The 17,812-nt window shown below is 71.6% G+C and carries 14 protein-coding genes; 5 read left to right on the forward strand and 9 right to left on the reverse strand.

Translation table 11 applies throughout. The annotated features are described in order from the left end of the window. Positions 1 to 175: 175 nt before the first annotated feature. Both ABZ880_RS17175 and ABZ880_RS17180 read right to left on the reverse strand, forming a co-directional pair. Complete coding sequence (locus ABZ880_RS17175; protein WP_361262863.1) at positions 176 to 1,129, reverse strand: alpha/beta hydrolase fold domain-containing protein; 954 nt, start codon at positions 1,127 to 1,129, stop codon at positions 176 to 178. A 218-nt stretch (positions 1,130 to 1,347) separates the two neighbouring features. After that, a complete protein-coding gene (locus ABZ880_RS17180; protein WP_361262866.1) occupies positions 1,348 to 3,237 on the reverse strand; it encodes an MFS transporter in 1,890 nt (629 codons plus the stop codon). 1,209 nt (positions 3,238 to 4,446) lie between these two features. On the opposite strand from ABZ880_RS17180, the gene ABZ880_RS17185 reads away from it, so the two are divergent. Then, complete coding sequence (locus tag ABZ880_RS17185) at positions 4,447 to 4,587, forward strand: hypothetical protein (protein WP_361262869.1); 141 nt, start codon at positions 4,447 to 4,449, stop codon at positions 4,585 to 4,587. A 17-nt stretch (positions 4,588 to 4,604) separates the two neighbouring features. Continuing rightward, entirely contained in the window at positions 4,605 to 5,435 is an 831-nt protein-coding gene (locus ABZ880_RS17190) for a fructosamine kinase family protein (RefSeq protein WP_361262871.1), read from the forward strand. A 119-nt stretch (positions 5,436 to 5,554) separates the two neighbouring features. Here ABZ880_RS17190 and ABZ880_RS17195 read toward each other — a convergent pair whose 3' ends face one another. From ABZ880_RS17195 to xylB, 6 genes are all read right to left on the reverse strand, one after another. Next, complete coding sequence (locus tag ABZ880_RS17195) at positions 5,555 to 7,078, reverse strand: aldehyde dehydrogenase family protein (RefSeq protein WP_361262874.1); 1,524 nt, start codon at positions 7,076 to 7,078, stop codon at positions 5,555 to 5,557. Between the two features lie 387 nt (positions 7,079 to 7,465). After that, positions 7,466 to 8,797 carry a GAF domain-containing protein gene (locus ABZ880_RS17200; RefSeq protein WP_361262877.1) on the reverse strand — a complete coding sequence of 444 codons (1,332 nt, stop codon included), beginning with the start codon at positions 8,795 to 8,797 and terminating at the stop codon, positions 7,466 to 7,468. Positions 8,798 to 8,872: 75 nt separating this feature from the next. Next, a complete protein-coding gene (locus tag ABZ880_RS17205; RefSeq protein WP_361262880.1) occupies positions 8,873 to 9,886 on the reverse strand; it encodes an acetamidase/formamidase family protein in 1,014 nt (337 codons plus the stop codon). Continuing rightward, positions 9,883 to 11,382: an APC family permease gene (locus ABZ880_RS17210; RefSeq protein ID WP_361262883.1), complete on the reverse strand. Its 1,500-nt coding sequence runs from the start codon at positions 11,380 to 11,382 to the stop codon at positions 9,883 to 9,885. The genes ABZ880_RS17205 and ABZ880_RS17210 overlap by 4 nt, the downstream gene beginning before the upstream one ends. A gap of 199 nt (positions 11,383 to 11,581) precedes the next feature. Next, positions 11,582 to 12,790 (reverse strand): ROK family transcriptional regulator, encoded by a 1,209-nt coding sequence (locus tag ABZ880_RS17215; RefSeq protein ID WP_361262886.1) that lies wholly within the window; start codon positions 12,788 to 12,790, stop codon positions 11,582 to 11,584. A 16-nt stretch (positions 12,791 to 12,806) separates the two neighbouring features. Then, positions 12,807 to 14,246: a xylulokinase gene (xylB, locus tag ABZ880_RS17220; RefSeq protein WP_361262889.1), complete on the reverse strand. Its 1,440-nt coding sequence runs from the start codon at positions 14,244 to 14,246 to the stop codon at positions 12,807 to 12,809. A 181-nt stretch (positions 14,247 to 14,427) separates the two neighbouring features. Between xylB and xylA the strand changes: the two genes are divergently transcribed. Further along, on the forward strand, positions 14,428 to 15,594 hold the full coding sequence (gene xylA / locus ABZ880_RS17225) for a xylose isomerase (protein WP_361262892.1): 1,167 nt from the start codon (positions 14,428 to 14,430) through the stop codon (positions 15,592 to 15,594). 161 nt (positions 15,595 to 15,755) lie between these two features. Next, on the forward strand, positions 15,756 to 16,151 hold the full coding sequence (locus ABZ880_RS17230) for a hypothetical protein (protein WP_361262895.1): 396 nt from the start codon (positions 15,756 to 15,758) through the stop codon (positions 16,149 to 16,151). Positions 16,152 to 16,158: 7 nt separating this feature from the next. On the opposite strand, the gene ABZ880_RS17235 is transcribed toward ABZ880_RS17230, so the two are convergent. Then, positions 16,159 to 17,499 (reverse strand): esterase-like activity of phytase family protein, encoded by a 1,341-nt coding sequence (locus ABZ880_RS17235; RefSeq protein ID WP_361262898.1) that lies wholly within the window; start codon positions 17,497 to 17,499, stop codon positions 16,159 to 16,161. A gap of 170 nt (positions 17,500 to 17,669) precedes the next feature. Between ABZ880_RS17235 and ABZ880_RS17240 the strand changes: the two genes are divergently transcribed. Beyond that, the gene (locus ABZ880_RS17240; protein ID WP_361262901.1) at positions 17,670 to 17,810 is read left to right on the forward strand and encodes a hypothetical protein; all 141 of its coding nucleotides are present in this window, start codon (positions 17,670 to 17,672) and stop codon (positions 17,808 to 17,810) included. The last annotated feature ends 2 nt before the right edge of the window (positions 17,811 to 17,812 follow it).

Genomic DNA, 17,812 nt, shown 5'->3' on the forward strand with positions numbered 1-17,812 from the left:
TCCGTGCCGACTTCCCTGTCCGGAGGCGCCCGAGCCGCCCAGCGGGGCGTCGGTGGACCCCCACGCGGCCGCGTCCCTCGTTGATGTTGACGTTCCCGCTGCGCAGCCGGTGCGCGAGTCGCCGCCCGCGTGCGGGATCGCAGGTCCAGACCGAGGCGTTGAGCCGGGACACGGGTCACTCCTTGGGGTCTGCGGCGTTCAGGCGCGTGGTCACCAGTCGCCGTGCTTCGATGGATTCAGGCAGGAAGGTCACGGCCGGGTAGGCGTGGAAGCCGCCGGCGCATTCGAGCAAGGTGGCGTCGACACCGGCTGCTCGGGCCCGGGCGGTGAAGTCCCGGCAGTCGGCCACGAAGATGTCGCGGGTGCCCACGATCACGGTGGTCGGGGGCAGTCCGCGCAGGTCGCCGCCGCCGGGGCTGACCTGGGGCGAGTCGGGGGGCAGTGCTCCGGCCCACAACCGGCCGGCGTAGCGCAGCCCGGCGACGTCGAGGGTGGGGTCCCGGTCGATCACGTCGGCTACACCGGGGTTGCTGAGTCCGATGTCGAGCCAGGGCGCGATGAGGACGAGGTGGCGCGGCGGCGGCAGGCCCTCGTCCCGCAGGCGCATCGCGGTGGCCAGGGCCAGTCCGCCGCCGGCGGAGTCCCCGGCCCATACGGGTGCCGCACCGGACCGCTCGGTCAGCCGCACCTGGAGATCGAGCAGGCTCGGGATGACCGTCGCGGCCGTTCCCTCGGGGGCGAGCGGGTAGCACGGTGCGATCACACGGGCGTTGTTCTCCGCGGCGAGTGCAGCCATCAGATCCCAGTGCTGTACGACGGCGGGATAGACGTAAGCGCCCCCGTGGAGGTACACGATCGTGCGGTCGGGCCGCCGGCCGCGGACGCCGATCTCGGTGCAGCGCAGCCCGCTGTGGTGACTCACGCTCACGTCGTACCTGCGCAGCACCCGCCGCGGAACGGCCGCCGGCCCCTTTCGGCGGACGCGAAGGCGGTCGGCTTCGGTGGACTCGGCGTCGCCGAGAACCCTCTTGGTCCTCGTGGCGGCAAGGCAGGCGCACACGAACCGCATGCGCAGCGACGGGTGGCCGCGCTGCGGGACGATCCCGTCGACGCTTTCCCTCGTGAACACCTCGGGCCTCCTCGTCTACGGCGGTCGCCGCGGCGCTCGTTTGCGTGGGTTGGTGGGTCGCTGGGTTGGTGGAGCGCTGGGGCGGTGAGCTGGTGGTTGGTGGGCCGGTGGGTCCGTGGCCGGGGGTGTGCGGCCTGGTGGCTCTGTGGCCGGGTGGCTTCTGCTCGGGCTTGGGCGACCTGTACGCGCAGGCCGCCCCCCGCCCTCGTCATCGGCTCCTACGACTCCCTGAGCGCGGCCAGTTCCCGCTCGACCAGGGTGTTGTGCGCCTGCTCGTCCTCGCGGGCACGGCGCGGGCTCCACCGGCCGGCCATCCGGAAGACGAAGGGCAGGAACAGCAGCTGACCCGCGACGCACACCCACCACCAGGTCTGCCACTGCCTCGGGTTGTCCTTGGCGGCCTTCGCGACCTCGGCCCCGTTCGCGGCGAGGTACGCCATGTCGTCCTTGCCGATGGCGGTCGGCGCGGCCTTGAGATCCGCGGCGTACCGCGCCGCGAGTTGCAGACCCTGCTGTGTATCGGCGGCACCCAGACTGCCCAGCAGCTGCTGGGCCGCGGGCCGGCCGACTCCGAGGCCGGCCATGAGCTGCTTGACCGCGTCGGCCTGTGCGGTCGTGTCCCGCGGGTCCGCCTTCATCGCGGCCGTGGTGGCGGGGGAGATGACCTGGACGGCGGCCAGTTGGCCACCGCGCACCACGGACTGGGCGCTTCTGACCTGAGCCGGGCTCGCGCCCTCCGCGACGGCGACCTGGCCGAGCAGCCTGGCCAGCGCGTCCCGATCGGTGGGGTCTTTCTGCACGCGGGCCGCGAGCTCCGCGTCGATGCCGGCGACGACGGCGAACTGCCGTGGGTGCTCCTGCTGCATGGCAGCGATCCGGGACCCCTTCTCCACCAGCGTGGAGGTCGCCGGGACGACGAAGGTCAGCACCACCAGGGAGCCGGTGACGACCAGCCGCAGCGTCCAGCCCCAGACCGCGAGGCCTACCGCGGTGGCCGCCGGGTTGTGCTTCTCCACGGTCTCGGTGAACGAGGCCATCCAGGCGACGTAGGCCATGCCGCCGCCCACGGAGGCGAGGACGAAGTAGAGGGCGAAGGTGTGGTAGCCGGTGTCCGGTCGGGTCGCAGCGAGGGTGAACAGGATGGTGCCCACGACGCTGATGAGGGCTCCGAGCACCATGAAGGGCTTGCGCACGCGGAGTTTGTCCGACAGCAGGCCGAACACCACCAGGCTGATCGCGTTGAACGCCCAGTACCAGTTGGCCAGTGCGTTGGCCCGCTGGTCGCTGTAGCCGAACGTCGTCGCGAAATAGACGACGGCGAAGCCGACCAGCGCGTAGTACAGAAGCAGGAAGACACTGATGGCGAACGCCGAGCCGACGATGCCGAAGCGCAGCATCTGCCGCCATGCGCCGGTGAGTTCGCGCGCGGGGTCGACGCCCTTCGCGCGGGCCTCCACCAGCGCACGGTCGCGCATGTTCACCATCAGCTGGTCACGCAGCGCCGGGGACAGCTCCCGCAGTCCGAGGACGGCGATGACGAAGACGACGAGCCCGGCGATGCCGCAGACGTAGAACTGGAAGCGCCAGTCGGGATGGTCGCCGAGGGTGTTGCTGGAGACCGTGGTCACCACGAGGCTGCCGAGGACGGGGCCGAGCGTCCAGAAGCCCATCGCCGCGCCACGACCCACCTGCGGTGAGAAGTCGCGGATGAGCGCCGGTGTCGCGACCAGAACGATGCCTTCGACGAAACTGAGCAGGATGTACAGGACCAGGTAGGCGATCCGGTTCGGCGCATGGGGCAGACCGACCAGGATGATCAGGCCGGTCGCGAGCAGGCCTCCGACCACGAGGTTGGCCCGGCCCCACCGGTCGGCGAGCCCGGCGAACAGCGAAGCGAAGGCACCGACCGCGTTGCCGGCCACCGAGATCCAGACGAAGTAGCTGAAGGACATGCCGAGTTCGGTGATGATCTGGGTCGCCACCGAGCCCGAGACGTACAGCTCGTAGTAGAGGACCACGGTCGAGAGCACGGTGATGGCCAGGTACAGGTACCGGAGTCCGGTGTCGGGGTAGTGCGACAGCTGTCGGTTCCACAGGCTGTGTCGCACTGTGGGTCTTCCATCGGGGAGCACGGGGACGCGGGTCGTTGTCACGGTGTTTCCTTCCCTGGCGGCACGCCGGTGGCGCACCCTGCGTGTGGGGCGGACTCGCTCGCGGAGGACACCGGAGTCCGCGCCCCGGCCCGCTGCGCGGGCCAGGTCCGGCCGACAAGGCCGGCGACCTGCTGCACTGCGTCGGGGATCGAGAGCCCGTTCACCGCAAGACCGCTGCGCTTTCGTGTGCGGATCGCCGGGCCCGTGGACCACCGCACGGCGAGGCGGTCCTGTCGAGGACGCTTCCTGGTCGCCATCTCGCTCCTGACCACTGCCGTGGACGTTGCCGAGACGGTAGGGCACAGTCTGGGCAAATGTCCAGACTTCGCGGAGTGGGGGGTTCATGGGCGGTGTCCAGTGACGGATCTGCCTGGTCGCCGGGGGTCGCGGGCGAGGAAGGCCGCGGCCGCGGACGGTTGCGACGTCGGCGCGGTTGATCTGGCGATGCGACACGCCCCAGTGCGCGAGCGCCGCGAAGCGGAGGTGCAAACGGCTGTGAAAGCGATCGCGAAAACGGCGGACCGCGGGCGCGGCACATGGAGAGATCTCGGCTCGTGCACGCTGCCGCCGTCCTCTGTGGGCAGCTTCGTTCCGTCCATCGACGCGCTCGTCCTGGAGACGCTCGACGGCGGGAGTCGTGGGCACTGTCCGAGCGACTGTTCCGGGAACGGGGCTGTTTCGAAAGCGCCTTGGGAGCTCGGTGGCGATCGCCGCACAGGAGACGGGCCCCCACCGCGGTCTGCATCCACGCCGGGGTTCCCGTGCCCGTCCCATCTGCCATGTCCCGGCGCGACGGGCCGTGACGCCGACGCGGACGCCGAGGCTGTCCCGCCCGCAGACCGCACGACTGGTTTGCGCCCGCAACAACCTGGTTCGCGTCCGGGCTCAGGGGCGCCGACCCGCGCGCCCCTGCACCGCCGGCACCCGCGCCGCGGCCCAACACGCTCTGCCGACCGCGGCCACGACCACGACGTCTGTCGTGATCAGATCCGCGGTCACGGCAAGGTGCCCCTGTCGCCCGCCGCGGCACACGGCACGGCCCTGGTTGGGCGCCTACCGGTGCCGGGGTGCGGACGAGGATGCCACTGCCGAACGGCTGTCACTTCAACGAAGTCGGCGACTCGATGCTGATTCTCTGATCGACGACGGAGGAAAAGACAGAAGGTGCAGCGTTCCACCGATGTCGACAGGATGCAGCAGTTCGGTATGCCCCTTGCGGACGACGGACTCCTCGACGCAATGTTCTACGCAATGTTCCGCGCCGCCAGAACCCTGTGGGACACCCTGTCGGAGCTGACCCGGTGACGGCGCTCTGGAGGGACTTGCCCAGCGCGGTCGTCCCGAACGTGGTCGAGGCCGAGCCGCTCTCGGGCGGGGCGGTGAACGACGTCTGGCGCCTGACGCTCGCCGACGCAACCTCGTATGTCCTCAAGGGTTCCCTCGACGCCCCGGCCGACCTGTTCCCGCTGGAGGCGGCCGGCCTCGACGTACTTCACGAGCGGGCGGGCCTGCGAACTCCCCGAGTGTTCGAAGCAAGCGCGCACCACCTCCTCATGGAGGTGCTGCAGCCGCGCCCCGACACGGACGAGTACTGGGAGGCCGCGGGCCGGGCCCTCGCCTCCCTGCACTCGGTGCAGGGCGACCGGTTCGGCTGGGACACCGACGGATGGCTGGGCCTCCTTCCCCAGGAGAACACCCCCACCACCGACGGGCACGAGTTCTTCGCCGAGCGCAGGATTCGCCGCTACCTCCGTGAGCCCCGGGTCCGCAGCGCCCTTGAACCGTCCGACCTGGCGGGCCTGGAGCGGATCTGCGAGCGTCTCCCGACCCTCGTCCCGGAGGCACCGAGCGTGCTCAACCACGGCGACGTCTGGCGCGGCAACCTTGCCGCGAACGCGGCCGGCGAGCCCGTGTTCATCGACCCGGCGGTGTGCTGGATGTGGGCCGAGTCGGACCTCAGCATGATCTATTGCTGCGACCCCCCGCCGGAGGGCTTCTTCCACGCGTACGAGGAGATGAGCCCCCTGGTCGACGGCTGGCGGGACCGCATGCCGCTGCTGCACCTGCGCGAACACCTCAGCGTCCTGGCCCATTTCGGGGCACATGGCGACACGGTGGCGCAGGTGCGGGACGTTGTCCGCGAGTTCTCCTGATTGCGCTGATCAACTCTTCGAGCTCGGGACGAAGCAGCGGTTTCCGCCGGGAGCTGCAAGTTGCGCGGCGGGCAGCGCACCCGATGGTAACTGCCCAGGTAAGGACCCTGTTGCGCTGCTCAGAAGAAGCCCAGCTTCCTCGGCGAGTACGACACCAGCAGGTTCTTCGTCTGCTGGTAGTGCTCCAGCATCATCTTGTGCGTCTCGCGCCCGATCCCGGACTGCTTGTAGCCGCCGAACGCCGCGTGTGCCGGGTAGGCGTGGTAGCAGTTCGTCCAGACGCGGCCCGCCTGGATCGCCCGGCCCGCCCGGTAGGCGGTGTTGATGTCGCGGGTCCACACGCCGGCGCCGAGGCCGTACAGCGTGTCGTTGGCGATCTTGATGGCGTCGTCGAAGTCATCGAAGGACGCCACGGAGACGACCGGGCCGAAGATCTCCTCCTGGAAGATCCGCATGCGGTTGTCGCCCTCGAAGATGGTGGGCTGGACGTAGTAGCCGCCCTTCAACTCACCGTCGTGCTCGATGCGTTCGCCGCCCGTGAGGACCTTCGCGCCCTCCTGCCTGCCGATGTCCAGGTAGGAGAGGATCTTCTCCAGCTGGTCGTTGGAGGCCTGGGCGCCGAGCATCGTGTCCGTGTCGAGCGGGTGGCCCGTCTTGATCTGCCGGGTGCGGGCGACGGCCGCCTCCATGAACTCGGCGTAGTGGCCGCGCTGGATCAGGGCGCGGGAGGGGCAGGTGCACACCTCGCCCTGGTTGAGGGCGAACATGGTGAAGCCCTCGAGCGCCTTGTCGCGGAAGTCGTCGTTCTGCGCCCAGACGTCGTCGAAGAAGATGTTGGGCGACTTGCCGCCGAGCTCCAGGGTGACGGGCTTGATGTTCTCGGAGGCGTACTGCATGATCAGCCGCCCCGTCGTGGTCTCACCGGTGAACGCCACCTTCGCCACCCGCGGGCTGGACGCGAGCGGCTTGCCCGCCTCCACGCCGAAGCCGTTGACGATGTTCACCACGCCCGGCGGCAGCAGGTCCGCGATCAGGCTCATCCAGTAGTGGATGGAGGCCGGGGTCTGCTCGGCGGGCTTGATGACGACGGCGTTGCCCGCGGCGAGCGCGGGGGCGAGCTTCCACACCGCCATCAGGATCGGGAAGTTCCACGGGATGATCTGCGCGACCACGCCGAGGGGCTCGTGGAAGTGGTACGCCACCGTGTCGTCGTCGACCTCGCCGAGCGAGCCCTCCTGCGCGCGGATCGCGCCCGCGAAGTAGCGGAAGTGGTCGATGGCCAGCGGGATGTCGGCGGCCAGCGTCTCGCGCACCGGCTTGCCGTTCTCCCAGCTCTCGGCGACCGCCAGCGGTTCGAGGTACGCCTCCATCCGGTCGGCGATCTTCAGCAGGATGTCGGAGCGCTCGGTCACCGACGTACGGCCCCAGCCCGGGGCGGCCGCGTGCGCCGCGTCGAGCGCCCGCTCCACGTCCTCCGCCGTGCCGCGCGCGATCTCCGTGAACGGCTGCCCGTTCACCGGTGACGGGTTCTCGAAGTACTGCCCGCGGGCCGGCGGTACGTACTCGCCGCCGATGAAGTGGTCGTAGCGCGCCTGGTAGGAGACGATCGCGCCCTCGGTGCCGGGCGCCGCGTAACGGGTCATGCTGCTCTGCCTCCTTCGAAGCGCTGCCCGCCGTTGGGCAGCTCTCGCGGGGAGGCTAGGGACGCGGACGTTGCAACTACGTTGCCGCGGCGGCAGGGCGGGCCTGCGGGCGCCACGTGGTGCAGTCCCAGCGCACTGCACCGCCTGCCCAGTCGGCCGGTGCTCCCAGCTCGGACTCAGAACCGCGAGACGGGCCAGGACTGTGGGACGGGCCAGACTGTGGGACGGGGTGGGACTGCGAGACGGGCCAGAACTGCGAGACGGGCCAGAACTGCGAGACGGGCCAGAACTGCGAGACGGGCCAGGACCGCGAGACGGGCCAGACTGTGGGACGGGCCAGAACCGCCGCCGGGGCCGGAGCGTCGCGAGCGCCTGACCCTCGCAGCGCTACGTCGGCGCGGGTCCCCGGCGGCCCCCGGCGCCCGGCCTGAGGGTTGGTGCCGCCAACTCGCCCTCCAGTGCGGTCAGTCGGGCCCGCACGGCCGCCGTCGGGCGGACGGCCGCGAGCGCCCGCCATACGTCGAGGTCGTCCTCGCCCCACGGCGCGTGCGCCCAGTCCGCCAGCAGATCGGGGTCACGGCGGGCGATCAGCGCCGTGCGCAGGCCGTCGACGAGGCGGTGCCTGAGCCGCACCACCGCCGGGGCCTGGGAACCCGGCAGCAACGGCCCCACGTACGCCGTCGCGGCCGCCGTCACCGCACCGGTCTCCAGCCGCCGCTCCACGACGGCGACATCGCACTCGACGGGAACCGTCAGCCGGTACGGCCGCGATTCCAGCAGCCCCGGCCCGAGCACCCGGCGCAGCCGGGCCAGTTCGGCGCGCAAGGTCACCGGCGTCACCGACTCGTCCTCGTACAGTGCGCACAGCAGCTCGTCGCCGGTCAGCCCCTCCGGATGGCGGGCCAGCAGGACCAGGATCTCGCTGTGCCGGCGGCTGAGCCTGATCTTGCGCCCACCGGCGAGGAGTTGGGCCTCGTCCCGGCCCAGCGCCGTCAGCTCGGGTGTGTCGGCGGCGGGCTGCTTGGGCACGAGCAGCGCCAGCTGGGACTCGGCGGCCCGCGCGACCGCCTGCACGAAGCCCAGGCTGTGCGGATGCGCCAGCCCGTCCCCGCCGGTGATGTCCACGGCACCGAGCACCCGCCCGGTGCGCGGATCGTGCACCGGAGCCGCCGCGCACGTCCAGGGCTGCACGCGGCGGATGAAGTGCTCGGCCGCGAAGACCTGCACGGGCCGGTCGACGGCGACCGCGGTCCCCGGCGCGTTGGTCCCCATCGCCGTCTCCGCCCAGCGGGCACCCGGCACGAAGTCGATGCGGTCCGCACGCCGCCGGGTCCTCGGATGGCCCTCGACCCACAGCAGCCTGCCGTGCGCATCGCACACCGCCAACAGATGCTCGCCGTCGGCGGCGAATGTCCCCAGCAGCTCCCGGAACAGCGGCATCACCCGCGCCAGCGGATGCTCGGCCCGGTAGGCACCCAGGTCGCCGTCCGCGAGCTCCACACTCGCCGTCGCGTCGGGCCCCACGCCGGCCCGCGCGGAACGCCGCCACGACTCGGCCACCACCGCACGCACCGGGCGGGTCACCGTGCCCACCTCGGTGAACGTCTCGTGCGCGCGACGCAGCATCCGCGCGTGCTCGGCAGGGTCGGCCCCCGGCTCCAGGGCCACCCACGGATCGGTCAACTCGGCCTCCCCGAATGGCGATGCGGCTGGGGACATCGTCACTCCGGGTACGCGTGCGGACAACCTTTTCGACCGGGGTCCCCGATGCGGTGGCCGATTTGCCGGTGTGGCTCAGCGTCGTAGGGCCGCCGCGGTTTCCCGCAGTTGTGCGTGTATCCCGCGGTGGGTTTCGCGGCCGGGCAGCCACTGCTTGCGGAGCTTGGCCACGCAGGTGTAGTTGGTGTCGCACACGTTGGCCAGCGGCGACTCGACCGCCTGGGTGGCGAACTGGTACGCGTCCAGTTCGCTGAACCCGTAGTCGCGCACCAGCCACTGCACCAGGTCGAGTTGGGATATCCGGAAGGCGTCCTCCAGCGGGCGTGCCGAGCCCGTCGAGATGATGTGCGTGTCCGACTCGATGCGCGGCCACGGTGTGGCGATGCCCTTGAGCAGCTCGACGATCACCACGGTGTTCATCGCGCACTCGACGGCAACGCCGCAGGTCTCGCCCTCGCCCTGCCGTGCGTGCCCGTCGCCGAGACTGAGCAGTGCGCCCTCCACGTTCACCCCGAGGTAGCAGGTGACGCCGGCCCGCATCTCGGGGGTGTCCATGTTGCCGCCGTGCGCGTCGGGCACCAGGGCCGAGCGGACCTCGAGATTGGCCGGGGCGACACCCACGGTGCCGTGCATCGGGTCGATGGGCAGCTCGGCCTCGAAGTCGCTGTCGTGCGCCCGGAACAGGGCCGTACGGCGGGCCCGGTCGAGCTGCCAGATCCACACGGTCTCCGGCAGCGGCGGCTGCAGCGTGGCCGTGGTGTGCGTGGAGGTGAGCGCGCCGAACAGCGGGACCGTGGTCGACGCCGCCCAGTCGCGGGCCGGTTCGATGGACACGAAGTGCACGGCGACCGTGTCACCCGGTTCGGCGCCCTCGACGTGGAAGGGGCCGGTCTGCGGATTGAGGAACGGGAACTCGCACACCTCGGAGACCAGGTCCTTCTCCGAGCGCACCCGGCCGGCGAAGCAGTCCTCCGTGTACAGGTCGAGGACCGTGCCCGGCGCGATACGCGCCACCGGTGGTGCGCCGCCGAACGTCCAGGCGTACTCGCCCGGTTCGGGCCGGACGGTCAGGATGCGGGGGTCGCTCATTGCTGTGCTGCTCCGTTCTGCGCAAGGCCGGTGGGGGAGGGGTCCTCGAGGTGGACGCGGGCGGTCTCGGCTATGCGCTCGGGATGCCGCCGCATCAGCACGGCCAGCACGACGACCCCCGCGGCCATCCACACCCCGACGACCGGACCGGCGTAGGAGACCGGTGCGGTCAGCTCGGTGACGAAGTCGAAGACGGGCAGGCCCGCCGCGGTCAGCAGCGCGGGCACGAACGCGACGATGCCGAGCACGGGCAGCAGCAGATGCCGTACCGGTTTGAGCAACTCCCGCCTGCGGCGCAGGAAAAAGCCGGCGCAGGCCAGGTTCACGACGATGTAGACGCCGATCACGACCGTGACGATGACCGTGGCGAGCAGGAGGAACGCCGTCACCGGGTCGTAGGCGAACCCCAGCCCCAGCACCGCACCGACCGCCACGACCGTCTGCACGGCGATCCCGGCCACGGGCGAGCGGTGCTTCGGATGGAGGGTCGCGAAGAGGCGGGGCAGGACGCGGATGCGGGCCAGGGCGAAGGCCGTTCGCGTCGAGACGTTGGCGCACGCGTTGGCGTTGGCGATCGTCGAGTTGACCACGGCCAGGAACACCAGCACCCAGAACAGTCCGAACGACGCCCGCGCCACGCCCTCCCAGGACGCGTCGCCGGAGGCGCCGAACTTCGCGAACCGGTCCGGGCCGAAGTACACCGTCATGGCGTAGGTGGTGATCACGTAGAACAGGCCGATCGCCAGGGCCGCGCCGAGGACCGCGCGGTGCATCGTCCGGCGCGGGTCACGCGTCTCCTCGGCGAGCGGTGCCGCGGCCTCGAATCCGGCGAAGGCCAGCACCGTGTACACCGAACCGGCGAAGATCCCGCCGATTCCGTCGTGTCCCTCGGCCGTGTGCGAAGTCCCGAACACCGACAGGGTGTTGTCACCGCCCGCCTTGCCGATCAGCCAGACGGCGAACACCAGGAAGACGAGGATCTCGAAGACGCCGAGGACCGTGCCGAAGCGGGCCGAGGCACGCACTCCGAAGTACCCCGCGGCCGCGATGATCGCAGCCCCCGCGAGCGCCCACGGCCACCACAGATCCGCCGGATACGAGGACCACTCCTCGTGCAGCGTGCCCGCCGTTGTGAAGCCGAGCTGCAGAAGCAGCAGCGGCGGCACCAGGGCCTCCACGAACACATAGCCCCAGCCGACGAGGAAGCCGACGGCCGGGTGCAGCCCCTGCGCCGCATACGTGGACACCGAGCCCGCGGCGGGGAGTTCCCGCGCCAGCTCGGCCACGCAGGACGCCGTGAACAGACAGGCCACCAGCGCGACCACCACCGCCAGCGGCAGGCTGCCGCCCGCGAAGGCCGCACCGGACGGAATGGACGCGGCGACCGCCGCGGCCGGCGCCATGGCCGTGATGCTCTGGAACAGCACCTCCCGCAGCCCGATCGCGTCGCGCCTGAGACCTGTGCCGGTGAGACCTGCGTCCGCTTCCCCCGACATGTGAATCCCCCTCAATTCACGCCGATACGCAGCGCACCTCCGACGGACCGACGGGTGCGCCTCGTGTGAATCACGGTACGGCGCTTGCGGGTTGGGCAGAAGAGTGCGCCGTGGTTCGGTGGACGAGGGCGCGGTTGTGGATATCTCGGCCACTCGTCCGAGTGACAGCGGATGAAGAAGGGGCGATACGGGGCCGGGCTCAGGCCCGTTCGGCGACCGCCGCGGGATCGTCCAGTACCGCCCGCACCACCGAGTGAGCCGCCCCCAGCAGTGGCCCCTCGGGACCCAGCCGGGACACGCTCACCGGGCAGGCCGGGCCGGCCGTCCGCCGGTCCAACTCGGCCTCCAGCGACGGCAGAAGCCAGGGCGCGAGCCCGGCCAGCGCGCCGCCCAGCACAACGCTCTCGGGGTCCAGCAGGTTGACCGCCCCGGTCAGCGCGATGCCGAGCGCGGTGCCCGCGTCGCGCAGCGCGCGCCGTACATCCTCGTTGCCCTCGGCGGCTTGGCCCGCGAGCAGCCCGACCCGGTCCTCGCCCGGCTCCAGCCCCGCCGCCCGCAGCACCGCCTCCTCACCGGCGTACTGCTCCAGACACCCCCGGCCGCCGCACGGGCACGCGGGCCCCTCCGGCTGCACCGGCACATGCCCCAACTCGCCCGCGAAACCGCGCGTTCCGCGCAGCAGCCCGCCCGCGACGACGACCGCCGCGCCGATGCCGATCTCCGCCGACACATGCAGGAAGTCGTGCGGAGTACCGTCGGCCAGCCAGAGTTCGGCGAGCGCACCGAAGTTGGCCTCGTTGTCGACGGTCAGGGCGAAGTCGTCGGGCAGCAGCGCCCCGAGGTCCGTGTCGTGCCAGTCCAGGTTGGGGGCGCGGACCACGGTGCGGGCGTCGCGCGCCACCAGGCCCGGCACGGCCACCGCGAGTCCCGCGGGCCACAGTCCCTCGCGCTCCGCCTCGGTGACGACCCGGCGCAGCAGTTCGGTGAGTTCCTCGACCACCGGCCGCGGGGAGCGGCCGCGGTTCGCGCCGTGCCGTACGGCCCGGGAACGCACCTGGCCGCGCAGGTCGACCGCGCAGACGGCGAGGTGGTCGACGCCGATCTCGGCACCGATCCCGGCGGGGCCGTGGCCGCTGACGGCCAGGGCCGAGCCGGGCCGCCCCACCCGGCCGGGCCGCTCGGGGCCCAGCTCCTCGAGCAGCCCGGTGCGTATGAGCTCGTCGACGAGGGTCGACACCGCGGCCCGGGTCAGCCCGATGCGCGAGGCAACGGCGGCCCGGGAGAGCGGCCCCTCGGCGCTGACGGTGTGCATCACCCGGGCGAGATTGCGGCGGCGTATGCCCTGCTGGGTGTCGGGCAGCGCCCGCCCCGGGCCGGCCGGGTGGGCCTCGTGCAGCGGTGCGGTCATGCCTCCGTCAGTCCGTTCAGTCCGTTCCTCGCTCCAGCAGCGGGGCCGCGTCGGAGAGTACCCCGGCGATCCTGGCGAGCGTCGCCTCGTCCCGCTCCACCGCGTCCAGCACCGGGCCCGCGGCGGTGTTCCAGCGCCGGGCGACCGCGGCCGGGTCCTCGCCGGTCAGCAGGCCCGCCGCCTGCGCCGCGGCGCCGAGCGCGACCAGTTCCTTGGCCTCGGGGACCTGGACCGGGCGGCCGGACAGCCGTCGTACGGTCTGCTGCCAGGCCGTGCCCCGGGCGCCGCCGCCGATCAGCAGCAGCGGCGTCGAACGGTCCGCGTCCTCGTCGAGGACCAGGTCGAGCGCGCCCAGCAGCGAGTGCACGGCCCCGTCGTAGGCGGCCTGCAGGAGCTGGCCGGCGGTGGTGTCGTGGCGCAGCCCGTGCAGCAGGCCCGAGGCACTCGGCAGGTTCGGGGTGCGTTCGCCGTCCAGGTAGGGCAGCAGCGTGATGCCGGTGACCGGGTCCACGGCCTCGCGGTCCAGGCCCAGCAGGGTCGCGATGCGGTCGACGGCGAGCGTGCAGTTCAGGGTGCAGGCCAGCGGCAGCCAGTCCCCGTGGGCATCGGCGAAGCCCGCCACCGTGCCGGTCGGGTCGGCGGGGCGCCGCTTGGAGACGGCGTACACCGTGCCCGAGGTGCCGAGGCTCAGCACCGGAGCGCCGGGACGCAGCCCCAGGCCCAGCGCGGCCGCGGCGTTGTCGCCGGTGCCGGGGGCGACCAGGGTGCCCTTGGAGAACGGCAGGTCGTGGCTGTCGCGCACGGTTCCCGCCACCTCGCCGGGCCGCACCACGCGGGGCAGCAGCGCCGGATCCAGCCCCACGTGCGCGAGGGTTTCTTCGTCGTACGACTCCGTCTGGGACGCCCACCAGCCCGTACCGGAGACATCGCCGCGGTCGGTCGTGCCCTGCCCGGTCAGTCGCTCGGTGAGGTAGTCGTGGGGCAGGCGCACGGCCTTGGTCGCGCGCACCGCCTCCGGTTCGTTCTCGGCGAGCCAGGCCCACTTCGTGACCGTGAAGGACGGGCCCGGCACGCTGCCGGTGCGCTCCGCCCAGGCCTTCGGGCCGCCCAGCTCCTCGATCAGACGGCGGGCCTGCGGCGCCGAGCGGACGTCGTTCCACAGCAGGGCCGGGCGGACCGGTTCGCCCCGCTCGTCCAGCGTGACCAGGCCGTGCTGCTGGCCGCCGATCGACACCGCGGCGGCCTCGTGCGCCGCGTCGCCGCACTGGTGCAGCGCCTCGCACAGGGCGTCCCACCACTGGCGCGGGTCGCTCTCGCGGCCGGCCCCGGCGGAGACGGTGTGCGCTGCCTGGCCGCTCGCGACGACCTGCCCGGTGGCAGCGTCGACGACGAGCGCCTTGGTGGACTGGGTCGACGTGTCCACGCCGACGACGAGCGGACCCTCGGCTGCTGACATCGGGCTCTCCCTTTTTCCGCGGCTCTGCGGTGCTCTGACCTGCTACTTCGAGGGTGCCCGAGCCATGGCGACCCGGATCTCACCCCTTCGGGGACATCTTGTCCCTTCCCAGGGACGCGACCGCATACTAATTTGTAAACGGCCATGACGAAATAGTCGCAAGCAAGCAAGGAGCCGCGGCATGAGCTACCAGCCCACCCCCGAGGACAGGTTCACCTTCGGCCTGTGGACCGTCGGCTGGCAGGGAAGGGACCCGTTCGGCGACGCCACGCGGCGTGCCCTCGACCCCGTCGAGACGGTGCAGCGCCTGAGCGAGCTCGGCGCCTACGGCGTCACCTTCCACGACGACGACCTGATCCCCTTCGGGTCCTCCGACAGCGAGCGCGAGTCGCACATCAAGCGCTTCCGCCAGGCCCTCGACACGACCGGCATGACCGTGCCGATGGCCACCACCAACCTCTTCACGCACCCCGTCTTCAAGGACGGCGCGTTCACCGCCAACGACCGCGACGTGCGCCGCTACGCCCTGCGCAAGACGATCCGCAACATCGACCTCGCGGCCGAACTCGGCGCCAAGACCTACGTCGCCTGGGGCGGTCGCGAGGGCGCCGAGTCCGGCGGCGCCAAGGACGTACGCGTGGCCCTCGACCGCATGAAGGAGGCCTTCGACCTCCTCGGCGAGTACGTCACCTCCCAGGGCTACGACCTGAAGTTCGCCATCGAGCCCAAGCCGAACGAGCCGCGCGGCGACATCCTGCTGCCCACCGTCGGCCACGCGCTCGCGTTCATCGAGCGCCTGGAGCGCCCTGAGCTGTACGGCGTCAACCCCGAGGTCGGCCATGAGCAGATGGCCGGGCTGAACTTCCCGCACGGCATCGCGCAGGCCCTGTGGGCGGGCAAGCTCTTCCACATCGACCTCAACGGCCAGTCCGGCATCAAGTACGACCAGGACCTGCGCTTCGGCGCCGGCGACCTGCGCGCCGCCTTCTGGCTGGTCGACCTCCTGGAGACCGCCGGCTACGACGGCCCGCGCCACTTCGACTTCAAGCCGCCGCGGACCGAGGACCTCGACGGGGTGTGGGCGTCGGCCGCGGGCTGCATGCGCAACTACCTGATCCTCAAGGAGCGCGCAGCCGCCTTCCGCGCCGACCCGGAGGTGCAGGAGGCCCTGCGCGCCTCGCGCCTGGACCAGCTCGCCCAGCAGACCGCCGCCGACGGCCTCGAGGCACTGCTCGCGGACCGCAGCGCCTTCGAGGAGTTCGACGTCGAGGCGGCCGGCGCGCGCGGCATGGCCTTCGAGCGGCTCGACCAGCTGGCCATGGACCATCTGCTGGGCGCGCGCGGCTGAACGGCACGCGCACGCGTACGTGCCCGAAGCGACATACGCGTGCGCGTGCCCGAGCGATCCCCGCACGGTATGCACCGGAACCGTACGGTCCATGGCATGGGGCCGTATCAACTTCCGTGCGGGGCTCGCGCGATGTCCGGGCCGAGGCGACTCTGGACGGTATGGCCATGCCGCCGGTACCGCCTCAGCCGCCCGGACCGCCGGGTGACACGCCGCCGCCGGGCGGCGGATTCGGACCACCCCCCGCCTACGGCGAGTGGCAGCCACCGCCACCGGAACCGCCCAGGCGGCGACGGAACCCGCTCTTCGTCCTCCTGGTCGGCATCGTGGCGGTCGCCGCCGTGGTCGCCATCGTGCTGATGGCCACCTCCGGGAACGACGACTCGCCCGACAAGAAGCCGCCCGCCGAGAGCAGCACCGGCTCCAAACCCGCGCCGTCGCTGAGCATCCCGACCGAACTGCCGAGCAAACTGCCCAGCAGACTGCCGTCGAAGCTGCCGAGCGAGATCCCCAGCGAGATCGAATCGCTGATCCCGTCCGGCATAGAACTGCCGTGAGGCCAGGTCAGACGCGATCCGGCAGCCGCACGTAGGTCACCTTCGTCTCGATACCGCTGTCGACCAGACGGCCCTGCGCATCGAACGCGCCCGCGCCGTCGGTCATCCCGAAGTCGTTGTCATTGATGAGCGCGAGCGTGTCGTGGTCCACGCGCGCGATGCCCTCGATCTTCCCGGGCACCCCCGCGACCTTGCCCAGGTCGACGACCAGCTTCTTGCCGAGCACCGGCACGCCCGAGGCCGCCGGGTCCGCGAGCTGCTCCAGGGACGGCGACGTCGTGTCGTCGTCGTAGGCACCACCGAGGATGTTCGCGTCCCGGTCCAGCTTCACCAGCTGCAGCCGCGCGGCCTTGTCGGTGCGCTCCTCCACCAGCAGCCGGTCACCGCCCACGGCGACCACCGAGGAGATCTTCAGCTCGGAGGTGTCGTCCTCGCTCGGGTCCACCACGTTCACCGGGTCGAAGCGGTACGCGTACTCGGCGGTGACCGCCTTCTTCTTCGGCGCGAAACGCACCAGGCGCGTGGTGCGCGAGGCCTCACCCGCGGCGGTGTCCGGCAGGGAGAGCGGGCTCTGCAGGGCCATCACCAGGTCCCCGCCGGGCAGTTGGGCGAGCCCCTCGAAACCGCGGTTGATCTTCCGGTGCAGCAGGACGGACGGCAGCGCCTCCACCACCGGGTAGTCCGCGCCGGTCAGGTTCAGCCCCTTGGGTACGTAGCGGGTGAGCACCTTCCCGCGCGCGGAGACGTGCACGAGCGAGGGCCCGTACTCGTCGACAAGCCAGAAACTCCCGTCCGCGGCCCGCACGATGCCCTCGGTGTCCAGGCCGTTCGGGTTGAACGACAGCGGGGTCTTCGCGTCGTAGGAGTACGGCGCCTCATCGCGCCCCGCCTGGTTCGACAGCCCGGTGACGGCCTTCCCGGAAGCCGTGGTGATCGCAATCGCGTCCAGCACCTTCACGGTGTCGCCGGACACCCGGATCTTCACGATCGCCGGATCGAAGCCCGGCACCGGGAACGTACGGCGCTTCGTCCCGTCCACCTTGATCTGCCCGTTGGGACCACGGTCGGTGATGGTCCAGAACTCGCCCTTGCGGCCGGCCGGGTAGATGTCACTGCCGATGCCGCCCAGGTCGATGCCCCGGTCGTTGTCCACCGTCCCCGGCAGCAGGCCGTTGCTGAACGTGCCGAGCGGGATGTCCCCGAGCGTCGCCGTCCGCACGACATGCGCGTCCCGCGGCTGCGCACCCGCGGCCGGGCCCGCCGCCACGAGGGCCGCGATCACGGCGAGCGGGGCTCCTGCTGCGACGGAACGTCGTACACGGTGCCGACCGGCGGCGAGCGGGGACATCGGGCCTCCTGAGGGGCAAGTTCGCTGACAGCGGCCAGAGTTGGGTCCTGTGGCGAACGGGCCGCGACCGCCGGGTGAACACGGGGCGTCGGCTGTTCGAGCACACGGACTTGTGCATCGAACGTGCCGGAAATCCGCTCACCGCCCGGCGCGGCGGTGCTGGACGTCGGATGCGGCAGCGGGGCCCCGATGTGGTGGAGCCACGCCGCGCCGTCACCAACCGCACCTGGACCACCCAGGCCGGGCCGGCGGTTCCACGAGAGGAGTATCTGCCGCAGGGCGCCGACAGACCCGCCCTGTTCTGGTCCTGACG

Origin of the sequence: Streptomyces sp. NPDC047043, assembly GCF_040644055.1 — a bacterium.
Taxonomy (GTDB): domain Bacteria; phylum Actinomycetota; class Actinomycetes; order Streptomycetales; family Streptomycetaceae; genus Streptomyces.